This is a genomic window from Shewanella sp. 433 (assembly GCF_059338565.1).
In genome coordinates this window covers 669,877-694,015 of record NZ_CM181703.1, presented here as the reverse complement: position 1 = coordinate 694,015, position 24,139 = coordinate 669,877, and the positions used below count along the sequence as shown (strand labels likewise).

The 24,139-nt window shown below is 51.4% G+C and carries 22 protein-coding genes; all 22 read left to right on the top strand.

The window, feature by feature from the left end; all coding sequences use genetic code 11:
- The first annotated feature begins 2 nt into the window (after nt 1-2).
- The 22 genes from spoT to AC5YB1_RS03140 all read left to right on the top strand — a co-directional run bounded on the left by spoT (nt 3) and on the right by AC5YB1_RS03140 (nt 24,136).
- Nucleotides 3-2,108, top strand: coding sequence for a bifunctional GTP diphosphokinase/guanosine-3',5'-bis pyrophosphate 3'-pyrophosphohydrolase (spoT, locus tag AC5YB1_RS03245; protein WP_494520705.1), 2,106 nt, complete (start codon nt 3-5; stop codon nt 2,106-2,108).
- 80 nt (nt 2,109-2,188) lie between these two features.
- Nucleotides 2,189-2,572 (top strand): RidA family protein, encoded by a 384-nt coding sequence (locus AC5YB1_RS03240; protein ID WP_494520704.1) that lies wholly within the window; start codon nt 2,189-2,191, stop codon nt 2,570-2,572.
- Nucleotides 2,573-2,641: 69 nt separating this feature from the next.
- On the top strand, nt 2,642-3,340 hold the full coding sequence (trmH, locus tag AC5YB1_RS03235; RefSeq protein ID WP_494520703.1) for a tRNA (guanosine(18)-2'-O)-methyltransferase TrmH: 699 nt from the start codon (nt 2,642-2,644) through the stop codon (nt 3,338-3,340).
- Between the two features lie 189 nt (nt 3,341-3,529).
- Nucleotides 3,530-5,185, top strand: coding sequence for an AMP-binding protein (locus AC5YB1_RS03230; protein ID WP_494520702.1), 1,656 nt, complete (start codon nt 3,530-3,532; stop codon nt 5,183-5,185).
- A gap of 175 nt (nt 5,186-5,360) precedes the next feature.
- Nucleotides 5,361-6,293 carry a calcium/sodium antiporter gene (locus AC5YB1_RS03225; protein WP_494520701.1) on the top strand — a complete coding sequence of 311 codons (933 nt, stop codon included), beginning with the start codon at nt 5,361-5,363 and terminating at the stop codon, nt 6,291-6,293.
- Nucleotides 6,294-6,561: 268 nt separating this feature from the next.
- Nucleotides 6,562-8,637, top strand: a complete 2,076-nt coding sequence (gene recG, locus AC5YB1_RS03220) for an ATP-dependent DNA helicase RecG (RefSeq protein WP_494520700.1) — start codon at nt 6,562-6,564, stop codon at nt 8,635-8,637.
- Between the two features lie 149 nt (nt 8,638-8,786).
- Nucleotides 8,787-9,659 (top strand): DUF3014 domain-containing protein, encoded by an 873-nt coding sequence (locus AC5YB1_RS03215; RefSeq protein WP_494520699.1) that lies wholly within the window; start codon nt 8,787-8,789, stop codon nt 9,657-9,659.
- Nucleotides 9,660-9,893: 234 nt separating this feature from the next.
- Nucleotides 9,894-10,628, top strand: coding sequence for a beta-ketoacyl synthase chain length factor (locus AC5YB1_RS03210; RefSeq protein ID WP_494520698.1), 735 nt, complete (start codon nt 9,894-9,896; stop codon nt 10,626-10,628).
- A complete protein-coding gene (locus tag AC5YB1_RS03205) occupies nt 10,621-11,439 on the top strand; it encodes a lysophospholipid acyltransferase family protein (protein ID WP_494520697.1) in 819 nt (272 codons plus the stop codon). The genes AC5YB1_RS03210 and AC5YB1_RS03205 overlap by 8 nt, the downstream gene beginning before the upstream one ends.
- A complete protein-coding gene (locus AC5YB1_RS03200) occupies nt 11,417-11,671 on the top strand; it encodes a phosphopantetheine-binding protein (protein WP_110457601.1) in 255 nt (84 codons plus the stop codon). The genes AC5YB1_RS03205 and AC5YB1_RS03200 overlap by 23 nt, the downstream gene beginning before the upstream one ends.
- Before the next feature lie 8 nt (nt 11,672-11,679).
- Nucleotides 11,680-11,928: an acyl carrier protein gene (locus tag AC5YB1_RS03195; protein WP_494520696.1), complete on the top strand. Its 249-nt coding sequence runs from the start codon at nt 11,680-11,682 to the stop codon at nt 11,926-11,928.
- Nucleotides 11,928-12,476, top strand: coding sequence for a COG4648 family protein (locus AC5YB1_RS03190; RefSeq protein WP_494520695.1), 549 nt, complete (start codon nt 11,928-11,930; stop codon nt 12,474-12,476). The genes AC5YB1_RS03195 and AC5YB1_RS03190 overlap by 1 nt, the downstream gene beginning before the upstream one ends.
- A complete protein-coding gene (locus AC5YB1_RS03185) occupies nt 12,473-13,846 on the top strand; it encodes an AMP-binding protein (RefSeq protein ID WP_494521569.1) in 1,374 nt (457 codons plus the stop codon). The genes AC5YB1_RS03190 and AC5YB1_RS03185 overlap by 4 nt, the downstream gene beginning before the upstream one ends.
- Nucleotides 13,839-14,210 (top strand): ApeI family dehydratase, encoded by a 372-nt coding sequence (locus tag AC5YB1_RS03180; protein ID WP_494520694.1) that lies wholly within the window; start codon nt 13,839-13,841, stop codon nt 14,208-14,210. Before AC5YB1_RS03185 ends, AC5YB1_RS03180 begins: the two co-directional genes overlap by 8 nt.
- Nucleotides 14,210-15,940, top strand: coding sequence for a glycosyltransferase family 2 protein (locus AC5YB1_RS03175; protein ID WP_494520693.1), 1,731 nt, complete (start codon nt 14,210-14,212; stop codon nt 15,938-15,940). The genes AC5YB1_RS03180 and AC5YB1_RS03175 overlap by 1 nt, the downstream gene beginning before the upstream one ends.
- The gene (locus AC5YB1_RS03170) at nt 15,941-17,488 is read left to right on the top strand and encodes an HAL/PAL/TAL family ammonia-lyase (protein WP_494520692.1); all 1,548 of its coding nucleotides are present in this window, start codon (nt 15,941-15,943) and stop codon (nt 17,486-17,488) included. It abuts the gene before it with no gap.
- Nucleotides 17,489-17,500: 12 nt separating this feature from the next.
- Nucleotides 17,501-17,932, top strand: coding sequence for an acyl-CoA thioesterase (locus AC5YB1_RS03165; RefSeq protein ID WP_494520691.1), 432 nt, complete (start codon nt 17,501-17,503; stop codon nt 17,930-17,932).
- A gap of 2 nt (nt 17,933-17,934) precedes the next feature.
- A complete protein-coding gene (locus AC5YB1_RS03160) occupies nt 17,935-18,672 on the top strand; it encodes an outer membrane lipoprotein carrier protein LolA (RefSeq protein WP_494520690.1) in 738 nt (245 codons plus the stop codon).
- Nucleotides 18,669-21,053: an MMPL family transporter gene (locus AC5YB1_RS03155; RefSeq protein ID WP_494520689.1), complete on the top strand. Its 2,385-nt coding sequence runs from the start codon at nt 18,669-18,671 to the stop codon at nt 21,051-21,053. The genes AC5YB1_RS03160 and AC5YB1_RS03155 overlap by 4 nt, the downstream gene beginning before the upstream one ends.
- On the top strand, nt 21,050-22,315 hold the full coding sequence (locus AC5YB1_RS03150; RefSeq protein WP_494520688.1) for an NAD(P)/FAD-dependent oxidoreductase: 1,266 nt from the start codon (nt 21,050-21,052) through the stop codon (nt 22,313-22,315). Before AC5YB1_RS03155 ends, AC5YB1_RS03150 begins: the two co-directional genes overlap by 4 nt.
- On the top strand, nt 22,312-22,899 hold the full coding sequence (locus AC5YB1_RS03145) for a DUF3261 domain-containing protein (protein WP_494520687.1): 588 nt from the start codon (nt 22,312-22,314) through the stop codon (nt 22,897-22,899). Before AC5YB1_RS03150 ends, AC5YB1_RS03145 begins: the two co-directional genes overlap by 4 nt.
- Nucleotides 22,900-22,936: 37 nt before the next feature.
- On the top strand, nt 22,937-24,136 hold the full coding sequence (locus AC5YB1_RS03140) for a beta-ketoacyl-[acyl-carrier-protein] synthase family protein (protein WP_494520686.1): 1,200 nt from the start codon (nt 22,937-22,939) through the stop codon (nt 24,134-24,136).
- Nucleotides 24,137-24,139: the final 3 nt, after the last annotated feature.

Below are 24,139 nucleotides of genomic sequence, written 5' to 3'. Positions count from 1 at the left end.
ACTTGTATCTGTTTGAAGGTCTCAAGGAGTCTGCGTCAGCTTATTTAGAACCGACGCAAGTAGAATTACTCAAGCAGGCCTATCAGGTTGCGCGCGATGCCCATGAAGGGCAAATGCGTACCAGTGGCGAACCTTATATTACCCATCCGGTTGCGGTTGCTCGCATCCTGGCCGATATGCGTCTCGATCATGAGACGCTAATGGCCGCTCTGCTGCACGACACTATCGAAGATACCCCGGTCACCAAAGAAGAGCTGTCCGAACTTTTTGGCCCCGCCATTGGTGAGCTGGTCGAGGGCGTCTCTAAGCTAGACAAACTCAAGTTTCGCGATAAAAAAGAAGCCCAAGCAGAAAACTTTCGCAAGATGATGATGGCGATGACCCAAGATATTCGCGTCATCTTAATCAAACTTGCCGACCGCACCCACAATATGCGTACCTTAGGTGCACTGCGTCCCGACAAACGTCGCCGTATCGCCCGTGAAACCTTAGAGATTTACGCGCCGATCGCCAACCGCTTAGGTATCCACAACATTAAGACCGAGCTCGAAGATTTAGGTTTTCAGGCTTACTACCCGATGCGCTATCGCGTACTCAAAGAGGTCGTTAAGGCGGCTCGTGGTAACCGTAAAGAGCTGATCCAGCGCATTGAAGTGGCAATAAAAACCCGCTTAGAAGATGCGGGCATCAAAGGCACGGTAAAGGGGCGAGAAAAAAACCTTTATTCCATCTATAACAAGATGCGTAATAAAGAACTCCAATTTCAAGAAGTCATGGATATCTATGCCTTCCGCATCATAGTCGACACCATAGATACCTGTTATCGAGTGGTGGGCGCGATGCATAGCTTATACAAGCCACGTCCTGGGCGTTTTAAAGATTATATTGCCATTCCTAAAGCGAACGGCTACCAATCGCTGCACACCTCGCTGTTTGGCCCCCATGCGGTCCCTGTTGAAGTACAAATTCGTACCGAAGATATGGATCAGATGGCTGACAAAGGGGTCGCGGCTCACTGGCTCTATAAAGGCGCCGGCACGCAACAGCAAGGCACCACCACCCAAGTGCGTGCACGCAAGTGGATGCAAAGCCTATTGGAGCTGCAACAAAGCGCCAGCACCTCCTTTGAATTTGTAGAAAACTTTAAGACTGAACTGTTCCCGGAAGAGATTTATGTCTTCACCCCAGAAGGGCGTATCTTGGAGCTTCCTGTGGGGGCGACGCCGGTGGATTTTGCCTATGAAGTGCATACCGATGTGGGTAACACTTGTGTCGGCGCGCGCGTCAATCGCCAAGCGTATCCCTTGAGTCAGCCATTGATTTCGGGGCAAACCGTCGAAATCATTACCGCTAAAGGTGCCAGACCCAACGCAGCCTGGCTTAACTTTGTCGTCACAGGTAAGGCACGCGCCAAGATAAGACAACTACTCAAGAGTCTCAAGGAAGATGAGGCGGTGGTTTTAGGTAAACGTCTACTCAATCATGCATTAGGTGATGTCAAACTTAAAGACATTGCCCCTGAACAGATTGACAAAGTGGTGCGTGAAACCAAACATAAGAGTCTAGAGTCATTACTCGCCGATATCGGTCTAGGCAATGCCATGAGCATTGTTATTGCACAGCGCCTTAAAGGTGACAGAATAGAGGTGCAAGAACATAAAGAAGCCAATATGATGCCCATTCGCGGCGCCGAAGGGATGCTGGTTTCCTTTGCTAACTGTTGTCGCCCCATTCCTGGCGACGCTGTTATTGCTCATGTTAGCCCAGGTAAAGGGTTGGTGGTGCACATGGAAAGCTGCGCCAATATTCGTGGCTACCAAGGTGAGCCCGATAAATATATCCCCGTGCATTGGGATAACGCCGAAGGGGTTGAATTTCAAGCTAATTTGCGTATCGAAATTGTCAACCATCAAGGCGCACTGGCAAAAATCACCTCTATCGTGGCCGCCGAAGGCTCCAATATTCATAACTTGAGTACCGAAGAGCGCGATGGCAGAGTCTTTTTGATTAACTTACGGATCTCGGTGACCGACCGAGTCCATTTAGCCAATGTGATGCGTCGTATTCGGGTGCTACCCGAAGTATTGCGTACCTCGCGCAATCGTTAAGTTGCGCGGCGCTTAACCTGTATTTATTAACCCCGTCGGCATAACGACAACTATTAATAACGACAAGTAGGAAAAAGTTTATGGCAGAGAAGATTATTATCGCAACCGACAAAGCCCCACAGGCTATCGGTACGTATTCTCAAGCAGTTAAAGTGGGCAGCACAGTGTACCTTTCTGGCCAGATCCCGTTAAATCCTGAAACTATGCAGATGGTCAGTGATGAGTTTGCAGCCCAAGTAGTTCAGGTATTTGATAATTTAACCGCCGTTTGCGCAGCCGCTGGTGGTTCACTACAAGATATCGTTAAACTCAATATCTATATGACCGACCTGAGCAACTTTGCAACCGTAAATGAGATAATGGGGCGCTACTTTGAGCAACCTTATCCTGCCCGCGCCGCCATTGGCGTTAAACAGCTACCGAAAGATTCGCTAGTTGAAATGGACGGAGTGATGGAGCTTTAATTTAGCCATTACCCTTGAGGGCGCCGCGGCGCCCTTTATACTTTTGATCTACAAGTAATCCCTATCGCCATGAGCCCAGAACGCTTCGCCCGCATCAATCAGATGCTAGACAATCGCCAAACCGACCTTACTGTTTGCCTCGATAAAGTCCATAAAACCAATAATATTGCTGCGGTTATTCGCACAGCTGATGCCGTAGGTATCCATCAAATCCATGCCGTGTGGCCTGACATTGAGATGCGAGTATCGGGTAATACTGCTTCGGGCAGTCAGCAATGGGTAAACACCATCAAGCACTATCATATGGATGAAGCTGCGGCCCAATTTGCTCAACAAGGCATGCAGGTGTTAGCGACCAACTTTTCCCCCAGCGCGGTGGATTTTCGCGAGATTGATTACACTAAACCTACGGTAGTGATCATGGGTAACGAGCGCGATGGAGTCAGTGACGCAGGCCTTGCGATTGCCGATCAGCACATCATTATTCCTATGGTGGGCATGGTGCAATCACTCAATGTGTCGGTCGCATCGGCATTAATCATGTACGAGGCTCAGCGTCAACGCGAACACGCTGGCATGTATGGCACGCGCACCTTAGATGATGCTTACTGCCAAACCATGCTATTTGAACAGGGGCACCCTATTTACGCCAAGGCTTGTCGACGCAAAAATATCCCCTACCCACGCATCGATGATCAGGGACAAATTGTGGCCGATGACACCTGGTGGCAACGGATGCGCGCCCCCGATCCCGACGCAGAGCAATAAAGTCGCCTAGTCATAATGTGACGCCACTCCTCAGGTTATCCCTACGCCTAAATCTATGACAATTCGTTTATTATTCAAGCAAAACAATTGTCATAGATCACATTTTTCGCCATACTCAACAAGCGCGCACACATAAACAGAACAACTCGATGCGCTTACTTTCACTTACGGATAACTATGGAATTGCAGATGGACTCACACTTTAAATCTCCGGTCGACATGTTGCAGCATTGGGTCGATCTTTATGGCGACAGCACCTACCTAAGACAACCCATCAACGGCCAATACGTCGACTTTAGCTGGCGAGAAGTACAGCAAAAAATGCAGCAAATTGCTGGAGCGCTGCGTCACCTTGGCCTGCAGCCAGGTGAAAAGATTGCCGTCTTATCGAAAAACTGCGCCGAATGGTTTATTACCGATCTGGCATTAATGCATGGCGGCTATATCAGCGTCCCCATTTACCCAACGGCAAACGCCGATACTATTCGCTATGTGCTAGAACACAGCGAAGCCAAAGCTATTTTCATTGGTAAACTCGATTACTGGGCCGATCAAGAAGCTGGCGTCGGTGGTGATATCCTCCGCATGGCGATGCCCTATGACACCATGCCCGCGCAATACCAATGGAACAGTCTACTCAAATTGGGCCAGCCATTAATCGACGCACCGGTTATCACCCCAGATAAGATAATGACCATCATCTACACCTCCGGCTCTACCGGTAAGCCTAAAGGGGCGATACAAACATTCGCCAGTTTTGAATGGACCTGTAAAGCCGTGGTGCGCGATCTTAAAACCGATGTAGAAGACCGACTGCTGTCGTACCTGCCACTGGCACACATTACCGAACGAGTGGCGATGGAAGGCTCCTCATTTTATTCTGGCAGTAGTGTGGCCTTCGTAGAAAGCCTCGACAGTTTTGTCGACGATGTTAAGCGTGCCAGACCCACGGTATTTTTCTCCGTGCCAAGACTTTGGAGCCTATTTCAGAAAAACATTATCGATAAAATTGGCTATAGCAAACTGAATTTTTTACTAAAGATCCCTATTATCAGCAGTATCGTTAAGCGAAAAATTCGCCAAGGATTAGGGCTTGAACACTGTAATCTACTGGGATCGGGTTCCGCGCCAATTCCACCTTCACTGATCACTTGGTATCACAAGATAGGCCTCGATATTTGCGAAGCGTGGGGCATGACTGAAAACAGCGCTTACTCCATCATTAACCACCCTTTCAATGCGAGTAAAATTGGTTCTGTCGGCCGTGCAGTAGAAGGCTGCAGCATAAAACAAGCCGACAATGGTGAGCTGTTAGTTAAAAGCCCAGGCCTAATGAGTGGCTATTATAAACAGCCCGAAACCAGTGCCAGTAGTTTCGATGCCGATGGCTATTTCCACACCGGAGACTTATGCGCTATCGATGCCGAGGGTTATGTGACCATCACCGGGCGAGTTAAGGACAATTTCAAAACCTCTAAAGGCAAATATGTGGCTCCAGTCCCCATTGAGCGTAAGTTGGCACAAGATCCTCATGTTGAGCTGATCTGCATCATAGGCTCTGGCTTACCGCATCCTATCGCCTTAGTGCAACTGTCTGAGGGTGCTGCCATGCAGCCTAAAGAGGAGATCCGCACTTCTCTCAAAGCCACACTCGACAGTGTGAATCCGCATCTAGAGTCTCACGAAACCGTCGATGCCATAGTGGTCGTCAGTGAGCCTTGGGATATCGACAACGATGTGCTCACGCCGACACTCAAGATCAAACGCCACGTACTTGAGGAGCGCTTTAGCGCCAAAGTCGATGGGTTGCGCGGCGGTAAAATCCGCTGGGAAGATGAGCTTTAAGCCCTTAGACAGAAATTAATCGGTGTAACACCTAAAAGCACGTCTAAGACGTGCTTTTTTACTGTTAATTTAACCGCTTATCTTAAATAAAATTTAATCTTGGCTGTGCGAAATTTTAGTTGCCTTCCGAGTGTTAAAGCCTATCCTTGCCGCCTAACGTTTATTGGAGGTAACCATGTTGACTTTATTAGCCATTATCGGTGGTTTTATTATCCTGACCGCAGGGGCAGAAGCCTTGGTACGCGGTGCTAGCTCGGTGGCATTAAAGTTAGGAATTGCACCTTTAATCATAGGATTAACTATTGTTGCATTCGGTACTAGTGCACCTGAACTGGCTGTAAGCCTTAAATCTGCATTAGCTGGCAACCCAGGTATCGCCATTGGTAATGTTATCGGCTCTAACATCGCCAATATTGGCTTGATCTTAGGTATCACTGCCCTTATTCGGCCAATACAGGTACAGACGCAAATGATCAAACGGGATATCCCTATCATGATCGGTGCCAGCCTACTGTTTTGGGGGTTAATTAGCGATGGCGATGTCAGCCTGCTCGATGGTGCACTGCTCACTGCACTGCTGGTGGCCTATTTAGGCTTTAGCTATATCAGCAGTAAAGGGGAAGGAGCCGACGATATTCCAGGTTCGAGTTCAGTGCATCCGCTATTAGCGACTCTGCTCATCGCCATAGGCATCAGCATGCTGGTTGGCGGTGGTATGCTGTTTGTCGATGGCGCGGTGACACTGGCGCAGCAATTTGGGGTTAGCGAACTCATCATCGGCCTGACCATAGTCGCGATAGGCACCAGCATGCCAGAACTGGTGACATCGGTGGTTGCGGCCCGTAAAGGCGAAAGCGATATCGCCATCGGTAATGTTGTTGGCTCTAACCTTTTTAATATATTGGGTATTTTAGGTGTTACCGCACTTGTACACCCTATCACCTCAGGTGGCTTACAGGTTATCGATATGAGCGTGATGCTGGCGCTGGCGCTGATCTTACTGCCCGTGGCGTGGACAGGCTTGCGTATTGGCCGCCGCGAAGGCGCTTTACTGCTAGTGGCTTACCTTGCCTACATGGGTTATCTCATTAATAGCGCCATGGGATAAAGCGGCTAAAGGAGCTGCCTTAAACAAGGCAACCAAACCCAATAGCTCAACAAATAGACCTAGGCAAGAGTCCTAGGTCTATTTGCATTTGCCTCACCCCTCTCACGCTTCACCACGCATTCCTTTTCCCTCGGACTGTCACCAGCCCACTGCACGCCAATTTGACTAAGATTGCGTTCAGAGTAAACTCTGATAATATATGTATATATTTACAGTGATTGAGCCAATAGTGGTTTAAATGACTCAATGAATCAAATGGGTATAAAGCGTGGATAGACTCGATCTTATGGCTGTTACAGAGCTAAAAGGCGTTGCGATTAAAATGGCGCAGCGGCTAGAGAAGCTCGGCATAAAAACAGTCCAAGATCTCCTATTTCATCTGCCACTGCGCTACGAAGACCGCACCCAGATATACCCGATTGCCGCGCTTTACCCCGGTAGCTATGGCACCATCGAAGCCGTAATTCAGTCATCGCAAATTATTCAAGGCCGCAAACGTATGCTCACCTGCACCGTACGCGATGACAGCGGCATGATGACCTTACGCTTCTTTAATTTTTCCGTCGCCCAGCGTAACGGTTTAGAAAATGGGGCCACTATTCGCGCCTATGGCGAAGTGCGCCGCGCTAAACATTCGGTAGAGATCATCCACCCTGAATATAAGCTCATTCATGGCGCCAGCGATGCAGGGCTCAGTGAAACACTTACCCCTATCTACCCCACGACCGAAGGGCTAAAGCAAGCCAGCTGGATAAAATTGACCGACCAAGCCTTGTCACTACTCGACAGTGGTGCACTCGCCGAGTTATTACCGCCAGCACTGCGACCTAATCAAATGTCGCTCATCGAGGCCCTCAAATTACTGCATCGGCCACCCACAGGCACCGATCCTTTTACGCTCGAACAAGGCACACACCCGGCGCAGCAGCGCTTGATCCAAGAAGAACTACTGGCCCACAATTTGAGTATGTTACGGCTAAGACAACGTAGTCATCGCGATACGGCCGTATCGCTCGCGGGGAGCGGCCAACTGATCAATCCGTTTTTAACCACACTACCCTTTAGTCCAACTGGAGCCCAGCAACGTGTGGTGGCAGAGATCAAGAGTGATTTACGCCAGCAACATCCAATGATGCGCTTAGTGCAAGGCGATGTGGGATCGGGAAAAACCTTAGTTGCCGCATTGGCAGCGCTACAAGCGATTGAGAGCGGCTATCAAGTCGCCATGATGGCGCCCACCGAACTACTGGCAGAGCAACATGCCAATAACTTTGCCACTTGGTTTGAGCCACTGGGATTAACCGTGGGTTGGTTAGCGGGCAAGCTCAAAGGTAAGGCGCGCAGCCAATCTTTGGACATGATAAAAAGCGGTGAGGCCCATATCGTTATCGGTACCCACGCGATTTTTCAAGACAAGGTCGAATTTAATAACCTAGCCCTGATCATTATTGATGAGCAGCACAGGTTCGGCGTGCACCAGCGATTGGGGCTACGTGAAAAGGGGATCAGTCAGGGCTTTCATCCACATCAATTAATCATGACAGCCACGCCTATCCCGCGCACATTAGCCATGACCGCCTACGCCGATTTAGACACCTCTATTATCGACGAACTACCGCCCGGCAGAACCCCTGTGACCACGGTGGCGGTATCCGATAGCAGGCGAGCCGAAGTGATTGAGCGAGTGCGCCAAGCCGCGCTGCAACATAATCGCCAAGCCTATTGGGTCTGCACCCTAATTGAAGAGTCGGAAGTGTTAGAGTGCCAAGCGGCCGAAGACACCGCAGAGGAACTCAAGCAGCAACTACCAGAGTTGGCGATAGGCCTGGTACATGGGCGGATGAAGCCCGCAGAAAAACAAGCCATTATGGCCGACTTCAAAGCAGGGATAATTCAATTATTGGTTGCCACGACTGTGATTGAAGTGGGCGTCGATGTGCCCAATGCCAGCTTAATGATCATCGAAAATCCCGAACGCTTAGGTCTAGCACAGTTGCATCAGCTCAGGGGACGTGTTGGCCGTGGCGCCATTGCCAGTCACTGTGTCCTCATGTATAAGGCGCCGCTGTCGGCAACTGCGACTAAGCGCTTAGGCGTACTGCGTGACAGTAATGATGGTTTTGTTATCGCGCAGAAAGATCTCGAAATACGCGGGCCGGGTGAGGTCCTAGGCACTAAACAAACTGGTCTTGTCGACATGAAAATCGCCGATCTTATCCGCGATCAAGCCTTGATCCCCAATATCCAAAAACTGGCGCAACACGTGATGCAGCAGGCTCCCGATAATGTCGATGCCATCATCACGCGCTGGCTCGGGAACAGGCAGCAATATGTACAAGCCTAATCAGTGCTATAACTTGGGTTATACCCTCTGTTGAAGTTAAATATTTTTTATTTCAGTCAACTTCACTAGACAAGTCGACTGAATTTTGCAGAATGAAGAGAGGCTGTGTTGGCCCCTCCTACACACGAGCTATTTTTCAAGGAACTCACATGCAAGTCAGTCAAGAAGATAGAATTGCCCCGCAAGAAAAACGTGGTGGTGCCAGCGCGCTAACGATTGCTGTTGTGGTGATTTTGCTGATCGTGGCCGCTGGCGCTTATTATTTCTTTGACAGCAAAGAAACCCAATCTGAGCCAGAGCAACCAACGGCTGTGACCTTGCCCGAAATCGTCCCCGAGCAGCCGTTACCCACCGATGCCAATCTGCCAGAGCCCGAAGCTGAGCCTGAGCCCGTTGTTGAGCCGCCTGTAGCGGAAGTCACAACGCCACAAGTTGAGCCCATCCCCACGCTCGCTGACAGTGATAGTTATGTGACCGCTAAAACACTCGACGTCGCTAACGGCATGAAAATCGACCCTATTTTAGTTGAAAAAGATATCATCAGACACTTTGTGGTGTTCGTCGATAATATCGCCCAAGGGGAGTTAGCCCGCAAAGTCAGTCCACTTAAGGCGCCCAAGAGCCAGTTTACGGTTTCAGATGTGAGTAATAAAACATACCTAAACCCAGATAGTTACCACAGATACGATCTCTACGCCGACTTTATTAGCAATCTTGATGAGCAGCAACTCGTCACCACCTATGAACAGTTAACGCCACTACTTAACCAAGCGTTTGAGGAGCTCGGTTACAGTAATGGCAGCTTTAACGAACGCATGATCGACGCCATCAACGTGATGCTTGCTGCACCCATTATTGAACAAGCGATTGAGCTCAATAGCGTTAGCGTTAACTATAAGTTTGTCGATCCACAGCTAGAATCGTTACCCAATGCACAAAAATTGATGATCCGCATGGGCCCCGAAAACAGCAAAAAAGTCAAAATGGCGTTGCGTAAGCTGAAAAAACAACTGCAAGAGTAGTCACAGCCAACACCTAAAAAAACCGCCTCATTTGGCGGTTTTTTTACTGTAACTAGCACAGCATGTTATCTAGCTGTACGCACCATAATCATCACCATAACAGGGCAACATCGACATAGCGCAAATCGTGCTTTTTCTCTACATATCGGTGTACAATGGCACAATTGATGCGGCGTAAAGCCCATTCCCCTGTTATGGAAAACGCAGCCGTATGCTGCAGATTGAGGCAAAGCAGTGCAGTTAACCTTTAGGATCCAGTCGTCAGGTGCTTGGTCACCTCGCTACCAACAGATAGCCGATTGGCAACAATGGCCTCAGTCGCTCGGCGATGAAAATGATCTGGCGAGTACACCCAAACTGTCTCAAATACCTGCGATGCAGCGTCGACGCTTTAGCAAGCTGACCAAAATGCTGCTCGATGCGGCATTTCAATGTGATGCCCCTGATCAATGCCGCACTATTTTCGCTTCGCGTCATGGCGAGCTTAACCGCACCGTCGAACTCCTCGAAGATATTGTGCAAGAACAGCCCATTTCCCCCATGGGCTTTAGCCAATCGGTACATAATACTGCTAGCGGTATCTTTAGTATTTTGACCCATAACCGCGCCCCCTCAACCTCTATCGCCGCCAGCGAAACTACGCTGGAACAAGCTCTTATTGAGGCTTATGGCCAGCTTTGTGAAGATAATAGCGATCTGCTGCTGGTGTTTGGCGATGAGCCAGTCTCTGATGTGTATAAAGAGTTCACCCATGAACCTGAGCTGCCTATCGCTATCGCGCTGCAATTGTCGCTGCCAACGCCTGACTCGCCACCGGCCATGTTACTGCAATTACACACCCAACCCAGCGCCCAACAGTATCTCGATGCGCCACCCTTAAGTTATGGCCAGCTGCTCCATGCTATCGCCTGCAAACACCCCCTATATGGGCGTTTAAACCGCTTCATCTGGCAACTCTCCCATGGCTAGCACAACAGGCACAGGTTTACACTCACTGGCCTATATTCCGCGCTGGTTAGCAGGCGTCAGTTGTTATGTGGCTTTCGGCCTCGGTGGTTTATTGCTCTCTTTGACTGTGATCCCTGTGCTAAGGATATGCTCAAGCAATCCACAGCAACGTGCCGCGCGCGTGCAGCGCACAGTTCATAGGATGTTTGGCGGCTTTGTCACCTTGCTCACTTGGGCTGGGGTAATCAAAGTGACCTGCCAAGATCTGCATCGCCTAAATGGCGCTAAGGGCAAAGTGATTATCGCCAACCATCCCACACTGGTGGATGTGGTGGTGCTTATTAGCCTGATGCCCAATGTGGGCTGTATCGTTAAGCAAAGCTTGTGGCGTAACCCGCTTATACGGGTCGTGCTTTCTAGCGCCGGCTATATCCCTAATCGCGGTGCTGATCTACTCTTAAAAGATTGCCAAGCGATGTTGCGTCAGGGCACTTGCCTAATCATCTTCCCCGAAGGCACCCGTACTCAACAAGGAGCCATCATCAACCCATTTGCGCGCGGGGCGGCCAATATCGCCCTGCGGACAAAAACAGACCTGATCCCAATTGTATTGCGCACCAATGCCGTTGGCCTCACCAAACAGCAGCCTTGGTATGAAATACCTCGCCAAACCATAGGCATGCATGTGGAAGTAGGCGAAACCATTGCCCATATCGGGTATGATGCTGGCCCAGGCGGCGAAGCCAAGATGGCGCGTCAACTGACTCGAGATCTTGAAAACTATTATAAACAACAATTTGATAATAATTATGAGCTTACAAAACGAAATTAAACAACTGATCATTGATTGCCTCGATCTTGAAGACGTCAGCATCGACGATATCGACACCGACGCTCCCCTTTTTGGTGAGGGCTTAGGCTTAGACTCGATAGATGCACTAGAACTGGGCTTAGCGATAAAGAAACAGTTCGATGTAAAAATTGAAGCCAACTCCGAAGCGACCAAGGCACACTTTTTCAGTGTGGCCAGCTTAGCCGACTTTATTGAATCACAGCGCGCGTAGGGGGTTACATGCAAAATCGTCAACAGATCCTCGACATGCTGACAAACATTTTGGTCGAAGAGTTCGAAATTGAAGCACAAGATATTACCCCTGAGGCCTCATTATATGACGAGCTCGATCTCGACAGCATAGATGCGGTCGATTTGGTGATTAAACTGCAACAACTTACGGGCAAGAAGATTAAACCCGATGAGTTTAAAGCGGTGCGCACGGTCGATGATGTCGTATCTGCCATCGAAGGACTCGTTAAGCAGTAATGCGCCTGATAATACAAGTAATTAGCACCCTACTGTTATTGGGCTACCCCATAGCCGTATATTTTGGGCTGCATTACTTGCCACCGGGCGTGATTGCGTTAAGCCTATGCCTGCTGCTGGTGGCGCGCTTAGCCATTCAACAACAGCGCGTCAAGGCGATGGCCCTGCCGCTACTGGCTGGTATAGGCTTGACCGCTGGCAGCTTTATTGCCAAGCGTAACGACTGGCTACTCTACTATCCTGTGGTGATCAATCTAACTATGTTGGGGTTGTTTGCTTATTCGCTTAAACACGGCCCCAGCATGATAGAGCGTCTGGCGAGGTTGAAAGAGCCTAAGTTGCCTGACGCGGCGATCCCCTATTTGGCCAACGTCACCAAACTCTGGTGCGGGCTATTTATTGTTAACGGCGTAGTGGCCTGCTATACCGCTCACTACACCAGCTTAGCAACCTGGACCCTGTACAACGGTCTCATCGCGTATCTGCTTATTGGGCTGCTACTCGGTGGGGAATGGCTATATCGAACACTGTGGTTAACAAAGTCATGACAGAGCTATTAAAAACTTGGCTGTCTCAAGGCCCCTCGAGCCAGCAACTTATCAGCTTCAATCACCACGACATCGTCACGGGTAGCGCATTTACCGCCCAAGTGGCCGCCCTGTATGCTAGCTTAAGTGAGCAACCCGCCAAGCGCTGGTTACTGGCAAGCGACAGTAGCGATCTCTTCGCCATAGGGTTGTGCGCGGGGTTGCTTGCGGGTAAACAATTGATCTTACCTAGCAATACCCAAGCAGGCACCTTGAGTGAACTGACCCACGAGTTTGACGGCATCTTGTCCGACAGTTGCCTGTGTGAAGGAAAGTTGATGTTGACGCTCAAAAAAGAGCACTCTGGCGCCGAATCTCACTGGCCGTCCCTTGCAGATAACGCTGTCGTGGGTGAACTGGTGCTCTTTACCTCAGGCAGCAGCGGCCAACCCAAAGCCATCACCAAGACCCTAGCCCAGCTCGATGCCGAAGTCAGCGTACTGGAACAAACATTTGCGGCGCACCTGCCCCATTGCAGCGTGATATCGACAGTGTCACACCAACATATTTACGGGCTCTTGTTTAAAATTCTCTGGCCACTCGCCGCCAGTCGCCCTTTCCTGAGCGATCTGGTGGAGTACCCAGAAACCTTAACCTATTACACTAGCTTATTTCCTAACTTATGTTTGATCAGTAGCCCGGCGCAACTGTCGCGACTTCCCGAAGCACTCGAGCATCAGCCACAGCTGCATTCGCCCAGCTTAGTCTTTAGCTCTGGCGGGCCGCTCAATTTCCAAGCGGCAGCAGAAATAGCCCACTGCTATGGCAAACCGCCGATTGAGGTGTACGGCAGCACTGAAACCGGTGGCATCGCTTATCGCCGTCAAAGCGCCGACAATCAACCTTGGCGCATTTTTGCCTCACACCAGATTAAGCAAGATGCAATCGATGGCGCGCTGCTGCTCAAATCACCTTATCTGGACAATGACGACTGGCTAAAATGTGACGATAAAGTCAATCTTGTCAGCGACAGCGAGTTTCACCTGCTGGGTCGACTCGACCGTATCGTCAAAATCGAAGAGAAGCGTATCTGCTTGGTGCAGATGGAGCAGTTACTAGAACGCCACCCCATGGTGTCTCAGGCCATGTTAATGGTATTGGAGCAGCCACGCATGCAGCTTGGCGCGGCCATCGTACTATCGGCTCAGGGGAAAGAGATGCTTAATAATGAAGGTAAGTTGGCGGTGAACAACCAACTCAAAGCCCACCTGTTAACCCAGTTTGAGCGGGTCACTCTGCCCAAGCGCTGGCGCTATCCTGAAGTGCTTGAGCTGACCCCGCAGGGCAAGCGTGATAATCAACGATTAATCGAGTTATTTAGCCATGATTAAGTCCAGTTTACCGCCCATTATCGGTAAGACCACACTCGCCGATGGCGTCGAATGGCACCTCGATATTACGGCAACCCTGCCCTATTTCGACGGCCATTTTCCACAGCAAGCCGTGTTACCCGGGGTGACTCAGTTAGATTGGGCGGTGCAACTCGGCGCGCACGAATTTGGCTATGAAGCACAAGTCGACAGCCTTGAAGTACTAAAATTTCAGCAACTTATATTGCCTAGCAGCCAAGTGTTTCTCAAAATCAGCCTCAATGCCAGCAAACATAAGCTCACCTTTGCCTATTACGATGGCGACAAACGTTTTGGCTCGGGTCGTATCGCCCTGAGCGGCGCTAAACTCGAGGAGAGCGCCTGATGCAATTAGCGTTAGTCATTCCTAATTACAACCATCAACAGGCGATTAAGCAGACCCTTGAGCGCTTAGCGCCGCTGGCTCTGCCCTGCTATCTAGTTAATGATGGTAGTAACGATGAGACCCGCTACCTATTAAGCCAATTAGCCGAACAATATGAATGGGTTACCCTACTGCATCACCCTTATAATAGAGGCAAGGGAGCCGCGGTCACCACGGGACTCAGGGCGGCTTACGCCGATGGTTTTAGCCACGCCTTGCAAGTCGATGCCGATGGTCAGCATGATTTGGACGATATTCCGGCCTTTATCGAGCACGCCAAAGCCCAACCAGAGGCGGTGATTTCCGGCCAGCCGCAATACGATGACTCTGTGCCTAAAGGCCGTCTCTATGGCCGCTATATCACCCACTTTTGGGTTTGGGTCGAGACCTTAAGTTTTGAGATAAAAGATGCCATGTGTGGCTTTCGCGTCTATCCGCTGACGGCGACAGAGCGACTATTTTTAACCGAGGCGCTAGGCGAGCGCATGGACTTTGACATCGAGATCTTAGTCAAACTCTATTGGCAAGGCACACGTATCGTGCACCTGCCCACCAAGGTGATTTATCCAGAAGATGGTAGCAGCCACTTCCAAGCGGTACGGGATAACCTACGCATCTCAGCCCTGCATACCAAACTGTGTTTCACCATGCTCAAACGCCTACCTAAGCGACTGCAGCGCCAGCGCCAGCCCGAGCCACAACAAGCCAGACACTGGTCGCGCACCAGCGAACGCGGTAGTTATTGGGGCATCAAGCTGCTTGCAAGTAGCTATAAGATTGGCAGCCACTGGTTATGCCGCGCCATTATGTATCCGGTGATCGGCTATTTCTTTCTCACTGGCAGCAGCGCACGAGCCGCCTCTTTGCAATTTTTACAGCAAGTTAAAAGCGTTGAACCCCAACACCCCCAACTCAAGGGCAAGATAGGGTGGCGCCATAGCTTAAAACACTTCATCAGCTTTGGTAATGCCGCCTTAGACCGTATCGATGCCTGGTGCAATCGGCTGCAAATAAGCCAAGTAGACTTCGCGAACCGCGAGCTGCTCAACCAACAGATTGAACAGGGGAAAGGCGCGGTATTGCTGGCCTCACACTTAGGTAACATAGAGCTGTGCCGAGCGATATCCAGCCACCAGCACAAGATTAAAGTCAATGTGATGGTGTTAACCGAGAACGCCGAAAACTTCAATCGGGTACTTAAACAACTCAACCCGGACAGCGCACTAAACCTTATCCAAGTGAGCGAACTGGGCCCCACCACCTCCATGCTGCTGCACGAAAAAGTCGCCCAAGGAGAGTTAGTGGTTATCGCAGGCGATCGCACCTCATCGCGCAGCGAAGGCCGAGTCGTTTACGCCCCTTTTATGGGTAAACCCGCGCCATTTCCTCAGGGGCCCTTTATTTTGGCAGGGTTACTCGACTGCCCCGTATATTTGATGTTTTGCTTGCGAGAGCAGGGCCGCTACCGAGTCTATTTAGAACACTTTAGCGACACCCTTAAAGGCCCACGCGCCGGACGCATGCAACGCCTCGAGCAAGCCATTGGCCGCTACAGCGCAAGGCTTGAATACTACGCACGGCGCGAGCCACTGCAATGGTTTAACTTTTTCGATTTTTGGCGCAAGGATGACGAGCACCTGCGCGCGGCGAGTGTAACTCGCCCCTCAACGGCTAACAGGACAGATAAATAGATGACGCAACCCGCAGTAAACCTCGTTGAGTTCGGCCAACGCTCGTTGACGCTAGAAGAGGTGGTGGCCATTGCCAAAGGCGCTCAGGCCAAACTCAACCGCCAGCCAGATTACCAAGAGTCGATTCAAAAAGGCGCCCGCTTTATCGACAGCCTACTGGCCGAAGAGGGGGTGGTTTATGGTGTCACCACAGGGTATGGCGACTCCTGCACTGTTGCCGTGGGGCTGGACTTGGTCCATGAGCTGCCGCTGCACTTGTCACGCTTTCATGGCTGCGGACTCGGCGACACTTTCAGTGAAATGCAGGCCCGCGCGGTAATGGCGTGCCGGCTCAACTCGTTGGCACTGGGTAAGTCTGGGGTGAGTTATGAGCTGTTGCAGCGCATCGAAACCTTGCTCAATCTTAATATTATTCCCGTGATCCCCCAAGAAGGTTCGGTCGGCGCCAGTGGCGATCTCACCCCGCTCTCCTATTTAGCGGCGGTATTGGTCGGCGAGCGCGAGGTGTTTTATCAAGGCAAGCGCCAAGCGACAACCCAGGTGTACGCCCAGCTATCCATCACGCCGCTCACCTTACGCCCCAAAGAAGGGCTCGCGCTGATGAACGGCACCGCGGTAATGACGGCGCTGGCTTGCCTTGCCTACGACAGAGCCCAGTATTTAGCTCGCCTGACCAGCCGCATTACCGCCATGGCCTCGTTAACGCTTAAGGGCAACGCAAACCATTTCGATGAGATACTGTTTGCCGCCAAGCCACACCCAGGGCAAAACCAAATTGCCGCTTGGATCCGCGCCGATTTGAATCACCATGAACATCCACGCAACTCTGATCGCTTACAAGATAGATACTCTATCCGCTGTGCGCCTCACATTATTGGCGTGTTACAAGATGCCCTGCCGTTTATGCGCCAGTTTATTGAGACCGAACTCAACAGTGCCAACGACAACCCCATTGTCGACGCCGAAGGTGAGCATATTCTCCATGGCGGCCATTTCTATGGCGGCCACATCGCCTTTGCCATGGACTCGATGAAAAACACAGTGGCAAACCTTGCTGACCTTATCGATCGCCAGATGGCCTTGGTGATGGACCCCAAATTTAACAACGGTTTACCGGCTAACCTGTCGGGGGCTGCTGGCCATCGCAGTGCTATCAACCATGGCTTTAAAGCGGTGCAAATTGGCGTGTCAGCCTGGACGGCCGAAGCGTTAAAAAACACCATGCCCGCCAGCGTCTTTTCACGCTCGACCGAGTGTCACAACCAAGATAAAGTCAGCATGGGCACCATTGCCGCACGTGACTGCATGCGGGTATTACAGTTAACCGAACAAGTCGCGGCCGCCGCCTTGCTCGCCATGACTCAAGGCATTCATTTGCGGATAAGCCAACAAGAGTTATGCCAAGCATCCTTGACCCCATCGGTGGCGAAAACCCTGCAACAGGTGAGCGCTGACTTCGACTTTTTAAGCGAAGACCGACCGCTAGAGCAGGTATTACGCCAAACGGTCGATAAAATACAGCAAGGGTTATGGGAAGTGTGCCACTAAGGAATGATGCCGATGAAAGCCATATTGACAACCGAAATGGACATGCTGATCCCCTTCCATGATGTCGACTCCATGGGGATCACTTGGCACGGTAACTACCTGCGCTATTTTGAGGTGATCCGCTGTCAGCTGCTGGATAAAATTGATTATGGCTATCGCAAGATGCAAGAATCAGGCTATGGTTGGCCCATTGTGGATCTGCAGATCAAATACGTGCAGCCCAGCACCTTCGATCAAAAGGTGAAGCTCACCGCGTCACTGGTCGAGTGGGAAAACCGCATTAAAATCACCTATGAAGTCCGCGACCTCGCCAGCAACAAGCGTTTGACCAAAGGCTATACCATTCAAGCGGCGGTCGACATGCGTGACCAGCAGCTGTGCTTTGTGACCCCAGAGTGTTTTCGCGACAAGATTGCACATCTGCTCGACAGCTGCGGAGACTAGCCATGGCCACCTCAAGCCGCTACCTTTGCGCCCTATTGCTGGGCTTAATCCTCAGCACACCAAGCTATGCCGAGCAGGTGAGTCCTGCTGCCGATAGCACCTTTATCAGCCTGTTTGCCACGCCAGCGGATAAGCTCGCCCTGCAGCAACTAGCCGAGCAGCTCAGCAGTGGCGACACGGCTCAAGGGCAATTTACTCAATATCGCTACTTAACCGTGCTGCAACGCCCGCTTGTCAGCCATGGCGAATTTGTATTTCAAAGTGACTTAGGTTTGGCTTGGGTGCAGCTGCGCCCGTTTGCCAGCACCTTAGTGCTGAGCCAAGACACCTTGGTGCAGATCGACAGTGACGGTCAGCGTCAGGTCAATCGAGCCGATGACAATCCCCAAGCACAAGCATTAGCACGCACGATTCCCCTATTGATGAGTGCCTTGCTGCGTGGCGACATAGCGCCGCTCAGCCAGCAATTTAGCCTGCATCTCATCCAAGAGGCCAGTGGCTGGCAACTCGGTTTGATCCCCAAAGATCCCATGCTAGCACAAGCGCTGCCCAAAATGGTGATGCAGGGGCAAAGCCAAATAAAGTCACTCACCTTACTTAATAACAACGGCGATCGTAGCCTCATTGAGTTTGAGCAGATAAGTGAGCAACCATTATCACCCCAGCAACGGGCGCTATTTGGCACCGACAATTTTGGCACCGACAATGATGCCGACAACCGGCCTGATGCGCGCCGATGATCGCCCTCCTCGCACGTCAACTCGACCGTCTATCGGCCAACAGTAAGCTGTGTATGTGGTTGCTGCTACTGGGGACGATGTTCGTCTTAGGCGCAGTGCAGCTGCAACAAGGCGCTAAGCTGCAAAGCGATATTTTGGCCATGCTGCCAACATTACAGCAAGATGCGCTCACACAAACGGCCATCGACCGGGTTGAGCAGCAACTCAGCGACCGTATCTATATCGGGTTAGTTGCCGACACCCAGGCCCAAGCTATCGATGCCGCAAAGCGGCTCATGCAGGCACTGGCGCAACATCCAAACAGTTTTACCGACATCAGCAGCGCTAATAGCGATAGCGCCAACGCGTTTAATCACTTTTACTTTGCCCATAGGTTTAAGCTACTTACCGAGCTGCAGCGTAACTTACTCAGCCAAGGTCAGCTGGACAGATTAGAGCAGCAAGCACTCTCCCAGCTCTACAACGCCTTTGGTTATGCCAATAGTGCGCTGTTGAGCCAAGATCCACTGCTGCTGTATCCCGCTAACCTACAAGCCTTAGCGCCAAGCCAACAACTGCAAAGCGCGCAAGGGATCTTGCTTAGTACCCAACAAGAGGCGTCAGGGAAGACTCGCTACGGGGCCATAGTGATGGCTAAAGGCGTAGGCAGCGTTTTTAATCCTAACGCCCAGCAACAACAGATAACCGCCTTAGACGCCTCACTTAACCCGTTAAGCATGACTGGCGACATCGAGGTACTGAAAGCGGGGGCACTGTTGCATGCCAGCGCCGCGACAACCCAAGCCAAACAGGAGATCTCAACCTTAGGAGCCGCCTCACTTATCGGGGTAATTGCACTCGTGTGGTTGGCGTTTCGCTCGATTTTCCCATTAGTGATAGCCAGCCTAACGATCGCCACCAGCTTGCTGTTTGCCTGCGTGACCACCTTGAGTGTGTTTGGCGAGCTACACCTACTCACCTTAGTGTTTGGCACCAGCCTGATTGGGATCGCCATCGACTACAGCTTTCATTTTTATTGTGAGCGCCTCAGCCAACAACAGGCGGCAACGCCTGCAGTCAATGCGGTGTTTCCAGCGGCATCTTTGGCCATAATGACCACAGTGCTAGCGTACCTTGGCATTGGTTTAACGCCATTTCCGGGCATGCAACAGGTCGCCATCTTCTGCGCGGCTGGATTAATCGGCGCCTACCTGACATTACTGCTGGCCTATCCCAAATTAGCCAATAGCCCACTTAAACCCAGGCCGAGCACCTTGGCATTGGCTCAGGGTTACTTAACGCGATTAGCCTTGCTGCGCCGCCTGCGCAGCAAAGGGGCAGCGCCACTGGCGCTAATGATGGCGGTGCTCTGTCTGTGGGGGCTGGTGCAACTGACCACAGATGATGATATTCGTAACCTACAACTGAGCCCGCTTGAGGTCGTGCAGCAGGAGCAGCGCCTGCGTCAGTTGCTCAGTGGCGGCACCGATAATCAATTTATCTTGGTCAGGGCCCAAGGCGCGCAGCCGTTATTACAACAACTCGAGCAACTTGCTGAGCCGCTCAAGCAACTGCAGCAGCAAGGCGTGATTGGCAATGCGATTAATTTGGCCAGCTATATTCCTAGCCATCAAAAACAGCAACAGGCGTATCAACTACAAGGCTTTATTTATCAAGATATTGAAACAGTTCTGGGCAGACTAGGGCTCGACCTAGGCTTAGCCCCAAGCCTGCGCCAACAATACCGAGACAGTGCCAGTTTACTGATTGAGCCCGACGCCTTTTTGGCGTCACCCGCTGGCATATCGCTCGCCCCGCTCTGGTTAAGCCCAAGCGGTAGCGATCCTACGCCGCAATATGGCGCCATAGTATTGCTCGGCGGCATTACCGATCTGGCGGCGCTGCAAGCGAGTATTGCACCGTTCACTCAGGTAGAGCTGGTGGATAAAGTTGCCGATATCTCCAGCGTGATGGCCAAATACCGCGGCCTCACCTTAGCCTTGTTGGCACTGGCGCTGGTGCTGGCCGCGTTGATTTTCTCGCGGCGATTTGGCATCAAGCTGGCGTTATGGATCACCGCGGTGCCTGCATTGGCGGCGTTATTGACCCTAGCAACGCTTGGGCTGCTAGGGTCACCACTGACCTTATTTCATGCCTTGGCACTGATTTTGGTATTCGGGATCGGGGTCGACTACAGCCTATTTTTCGCCGAAACCCAACAGGGTGAAGGGGTGATGATGGCGGTGTTTATGTCGGCCTGCTCCACCTTAATGGCCTTTGGCTTATTGGCATTTAGCCACACGCCAGCAATACACTATTTCGGCTTAACCCTATTATTGGGTATCGCATTCACCTTCGTGCTTGCGCCCCTCATTTACACTTTCACAAGGATAGACAAGTGACCGACTCAACCCATGCTAACGCACCACTCACAGGCCATTATGATGTTGTCATCATAGGTGCAGGCCCTTCGGGAAGCGTGGCAGCCAGCCTACTGCATCAGCAAGGCAAGCGAGTCTTGGTGATTGAAAAGCAGCATTTTCCGCGCTTTTCTATTGGTGAAAGTTTACTGCCTTGTTGTATGCAGGTGTTAGAAGAAGCCAACATGCTAGCGGCGGTTAATCAGGCGGGTTACCAATTTAAAAATGGCGCCGCCTTTAATTGGCAAGGCCGCTCGACCATGTTTGATTTTACCAACAAATTCACCCCAGGTCCCGGCACCACTTATCAAGTCGAGCGCGGCCATTTCGACAAATTATTGGCCGACACTGCCGCTAAGCAAGGGGTTGAGATCCGCTATGGCGACACGGTAACTGCCGTTGACTTATCGGCGACGCCGACGCTCACCATTGTCGATAGCGCCCAACACACCTATAAAATCAGCGCCGAGTACCTGCTCGATGCCAGCGGCTACGGCCGAGTGTTAGCGCGCCTCTTACAGTTAGAGCGCCCGTCGAGCTTACCTAGCCGCACCGCCATTTTTACCCATATCGAAGACAATATCGATAAGGTTGAGCTGGGCGATCGCCCATTCGATCGCAATAAAATCTTAATTAGCGTGCATCCTGATAATCGAGATATCTGGTACTGGCTGATCCCTTTTAGTAATGGCCGCTGCTCACTGGGCGTAGTAGCAGAGCCTCACCTATTGGGCGGTTTAGAGACCGATACTAGCAGCATATTGATGCGCTTGGTGAACCAAGAGCCGTACTTAAAACAGCTACTGGCCAAGGCCAAGATTGTCAGAGAATGTGGCCGCCTAGCGGGCTATTCGGCCAACGTCAGCACGCTGGCAACCGACAAGTTTGCTCTTTTAGGCAACGCGGGGGAGTTTCTCGACCCGGTGTTTTCCTCTGGGGTCACCATCGCCATGCAATCGGCGTCAATAGCAACGCGCTGCATTGTCAGGCAGCTAGAGGGAGAAAGCGTTGACTGGCAAGCCGAGTACGCCACGCCACTCATGCGCGGCGTCGATACCTTTCGCACCTATGTGCAGGCATGGTATGACGGCCGTTTTCAGGACGTGATTTTTTATGAGTCGCCCAACCCCAAAATCAAACAGATGATTAGCGCGATTTTGGCCGGCTACGCTTGGGATGAAAACAACCCCTTTGTGACAGAGTCTGAGCGGCGACTCAATATGATTGTCGAGCTATGCCAATGACCGCAGTTAAGCGCCTAGGTTTTACGCTAAGCGTATTTATCGTGTTTGCCCTTAGCGGATGTAGCCAACATCTGCAGCGGCAAACCTGTATGCCGCTAGCCAGTGAAGTCAGCTACTGTTTAGCGCCGCTGCTCAATGAGCTACCCCGCAGCCAAAGCCAGCAGGTTAACTTAAGCATCGCAGGCAATCGGCACCAATTATTGAGCCAACTCGAACTCAGCCCGCAGCAGCTGACCTTGGTCGGGCTCGCGCCACTGGGGCAAGCGCTATTTACCTTAACCTTCGATGGTCAGCGACTCGACAGCCAACAAAGCCGCATACTCGGCGAGCAGTTTAAAGCCGAATACCTGCTGGGGTTACTGCAACTTATCTATTGGCCCACCGACACGGTTAATCGCCATTTACAAGGCGCGACAATGGCGACGGTTAAATGTGATGCGCCGCTGTGCCGCAGGCTTTATGCTAACGATAACGAGGTCAACATTATTGATATTCGCTATAGTCAGCCACAACCATGGCAAGCTCAGGTGGAGCTGGCGGTTATCCCTGCGCAACTAACACTGCACATAACGCCGGTTGAGTAACCTAATGCCACTCTCACAAACCATAAGAACCAACACGATGACAGAGATAGCAATCACCCATTTAGGCTTATGTACCCCACTGGGCCAGACTCAAGAGCAGGTATTACAACGCCTGCTCGATGGTGATACCCAAGGGATGCAGTGGCGGGAAGATCTGATCCCCCAGCAGCGGATATTAGTCGGCGCCATCGCAGAGCCCTTGCCGGCCATTCCAGAGGTTTATCAGCGCTTCGACTGTCGTAACAATCAATTACTCTTGGTGGCCGCCATGCAGATTGAGGCGCAAGTGGCACAAGCTAAAGCCCAGTATGGCGCCGATCGCATTGGCATTATTTTAGGCACTAGCACCTCGGGTATCGCCAAAGGCGAAAAGGCACTGGCTTATCGCGCGGCGCACGGAGTACTGCCCGATGATTACCTCTATTCCAAACAAGAACTGGGCAATAGCTGCGACTTTTTACAACACTATTTTGACCTTAAAGGGCCATGCTATACGGTATCGACGGCTTGTTCATCCAGCGCCAAGGTGTTTGCCAGTGCCAAGCGCTTATTGGCCGCTAACCTGTGCGATATGGTGATTGTTGGCGGCGCCGATAGCCTGTGTAAATTGACGTTAAATGGCTTCTATTCGTTAGAATCTATCTCCAAAGGTCACTGCCAACCCTTTAGCGCCAACCGCGACGGCATCAATATTGGCGAAGGGGCGGCGCTGTTTACCCTGATCAGAGGCCGCGCCGATGTGATGCTTGCCGGTGTGGGAGAGTCGAGCGACGCACATCATATGTCGGCGCCTCACCCTGAGGGACTTGGCGCCATCGCCGCTATCGAAATGGCGCTTAACCAAGCCAATATTAGCGCCAAACAGATCGACTATATTAATCTGCACGGCACCGCGACTATCAAAAATGATGCCATGGAAAGCCGAGCATTAACCCAAGTGTTTGCCGATGACTTACCTTGGGTCAGTTCTACTAAACCCTTAACAGGCCACGCCCTTGGCGCAGCGGGTGCCATCGAGGCGGCCTTTTGTTATTTACTCTTATCAGCCAGTAACCCAAGTGGACGCTTACCGCCGCAGTTGGGCGATCAGCAGTGGGACGATAGCAATCCGCCACTGCGCTTTGTCCCCGCTCACAGCGATAATGCCCATGTGCGCACGCTACACTATGTAATGAGTAATTCTTTTGCTTTTGGTGGCAGTAACGCCAGCGTTATTTTTTGCCGCCCCGAGATGTAACCC

Excerpts from the sequence above, each read along its gene's own strand:
- AC5YB1_RS03240 (WP_494520704.1), top strand. The coding sequence starts at position 2,189 with ATGGCAGAGAAGATTATTATCGCAACCGACAAAGCCCCACAGGCTATC.
- trmH (WP_494520703.1), top strand. The coding sequence starts at position 2,642 with ATGAGCCCAGAACGCTTCGCCCGCATCAATCAGATGCTAGACAATCGC.
- AC5YB1_RS03230 (WP_494520702.1), top strand. The coding sequence starts at position 3,530 with ATGGACTCACACTTTAAATCTCCGGTCGACATGTTGCAGCATTGGGTC.
- AC5YB1_RS03225 (WP_494520701.1), top strand. The coding sequence starts at position 5,361 with ATGTTGACTTTATTAGCCATTATCGGTGGTTTTATTATCCTGACCGCA.
- AC5YB1_RS03215 (WP_494520699.1), top strand. The coding sequence starts at position 8,787 with ATGCAAGTCAGTCAAGAAGATAGAATTGCCCCGCAAGAAAAACGTGGT.
- AC5YB1_RS03205 (WP_494520697.1), top strand. The coding sequence starts at position 10,621 with ATGGCTAGCACAACAGGCACAGGTTTACACTCACTGGCCTATATTCCG.
- AC5YB1_RS03200 (WP_110457601.1), top strand. The coding sequence starts at position 11,417 with ATGAGCTTACAAAACGAAATTAAACAACTGATCATTGATTGCCTCGAT.
- AC5YB1_RS03195 (WP_494520696.1), top strand. The coding sequence starts at position 11,680 with ATGCAAAATCGTCAACAGATCCTCGACATGCTGACAAACATTTTGGTC.
- AC5YB1_RS03190 (WP_494520695.1), top strand. The coding sequence starts at position 11,928 with ATGCGCCTGATAATACAAGTAATTAGCACCCTACTGTTATTGGGCTAC.
- AC5YB1_RS03185 (WP_494521569.1), top strand. The coding sequence starts at position 12,473 with ATGACAGAGCTATTAAAAACTTGGCTGTCTCAAGGCCCCTCGAGCCAG.
- AC5YB1_RS03180 (WP_494520694.1), top strand. The coding sequence starts at position 13,839 with ATGATTAAGTCCAGTTTACCGCCCATTATCGGTAAGACCACACTCGCC.
- AC5YB1_RS03175 (WP_494520693.1), top strand. The coding sequence starts at position 14,210 with ATGCAATTAGCGTTAGTCATTCCTAATTACAACCATCAACAGGCGATT.
- AC5YB1_RS03170 (WP_494520692.1), top strand. The coding sequence starts at position 15,941 with ATGACGCAACCCGCAGTAAACCTCGTTGAGTTCGGCCAACGCTCGTTG.
- AC5YB1_RS03165 (WP_494520691.1), top strand. The coding sequence starts at position 17,501 with ATGAAAGCCATATTGACAACCGAAATGGACATGCTGATCCCCTTCCAT.
- AC5YB1_RS03160 (WP_494520690.1), top strand. The coding sequence starts at position 17,935 with ATGGCCACCTCAAGCCGCTACCTTTGCGCCCTATTGCTGGGCTTAATC.
- AC5YB1_RS03155 (WP_494520689.1), top strand. The coding sequence starts at position 18,669 with ATGATCGCCCTCCTCGCACGTCAACTCGACCGTCTATCGGCCAACAGT.
- AC5YB1_RS03145 (WP_494520687.1), top strand. The coding sequence starts at position 22,312 with ATGACCGCAGTTAAGCGCCTAGGTTTTACGCTAAGCGTATTTATCGTG.
- AC5YB1_RS03140 (WP_494520686.1), top strand. The coding sequence starts at position 22,937 with ATGACAGAGATAGCAATCACCCATTTAGGCTTATGTACCCCACTGGGC.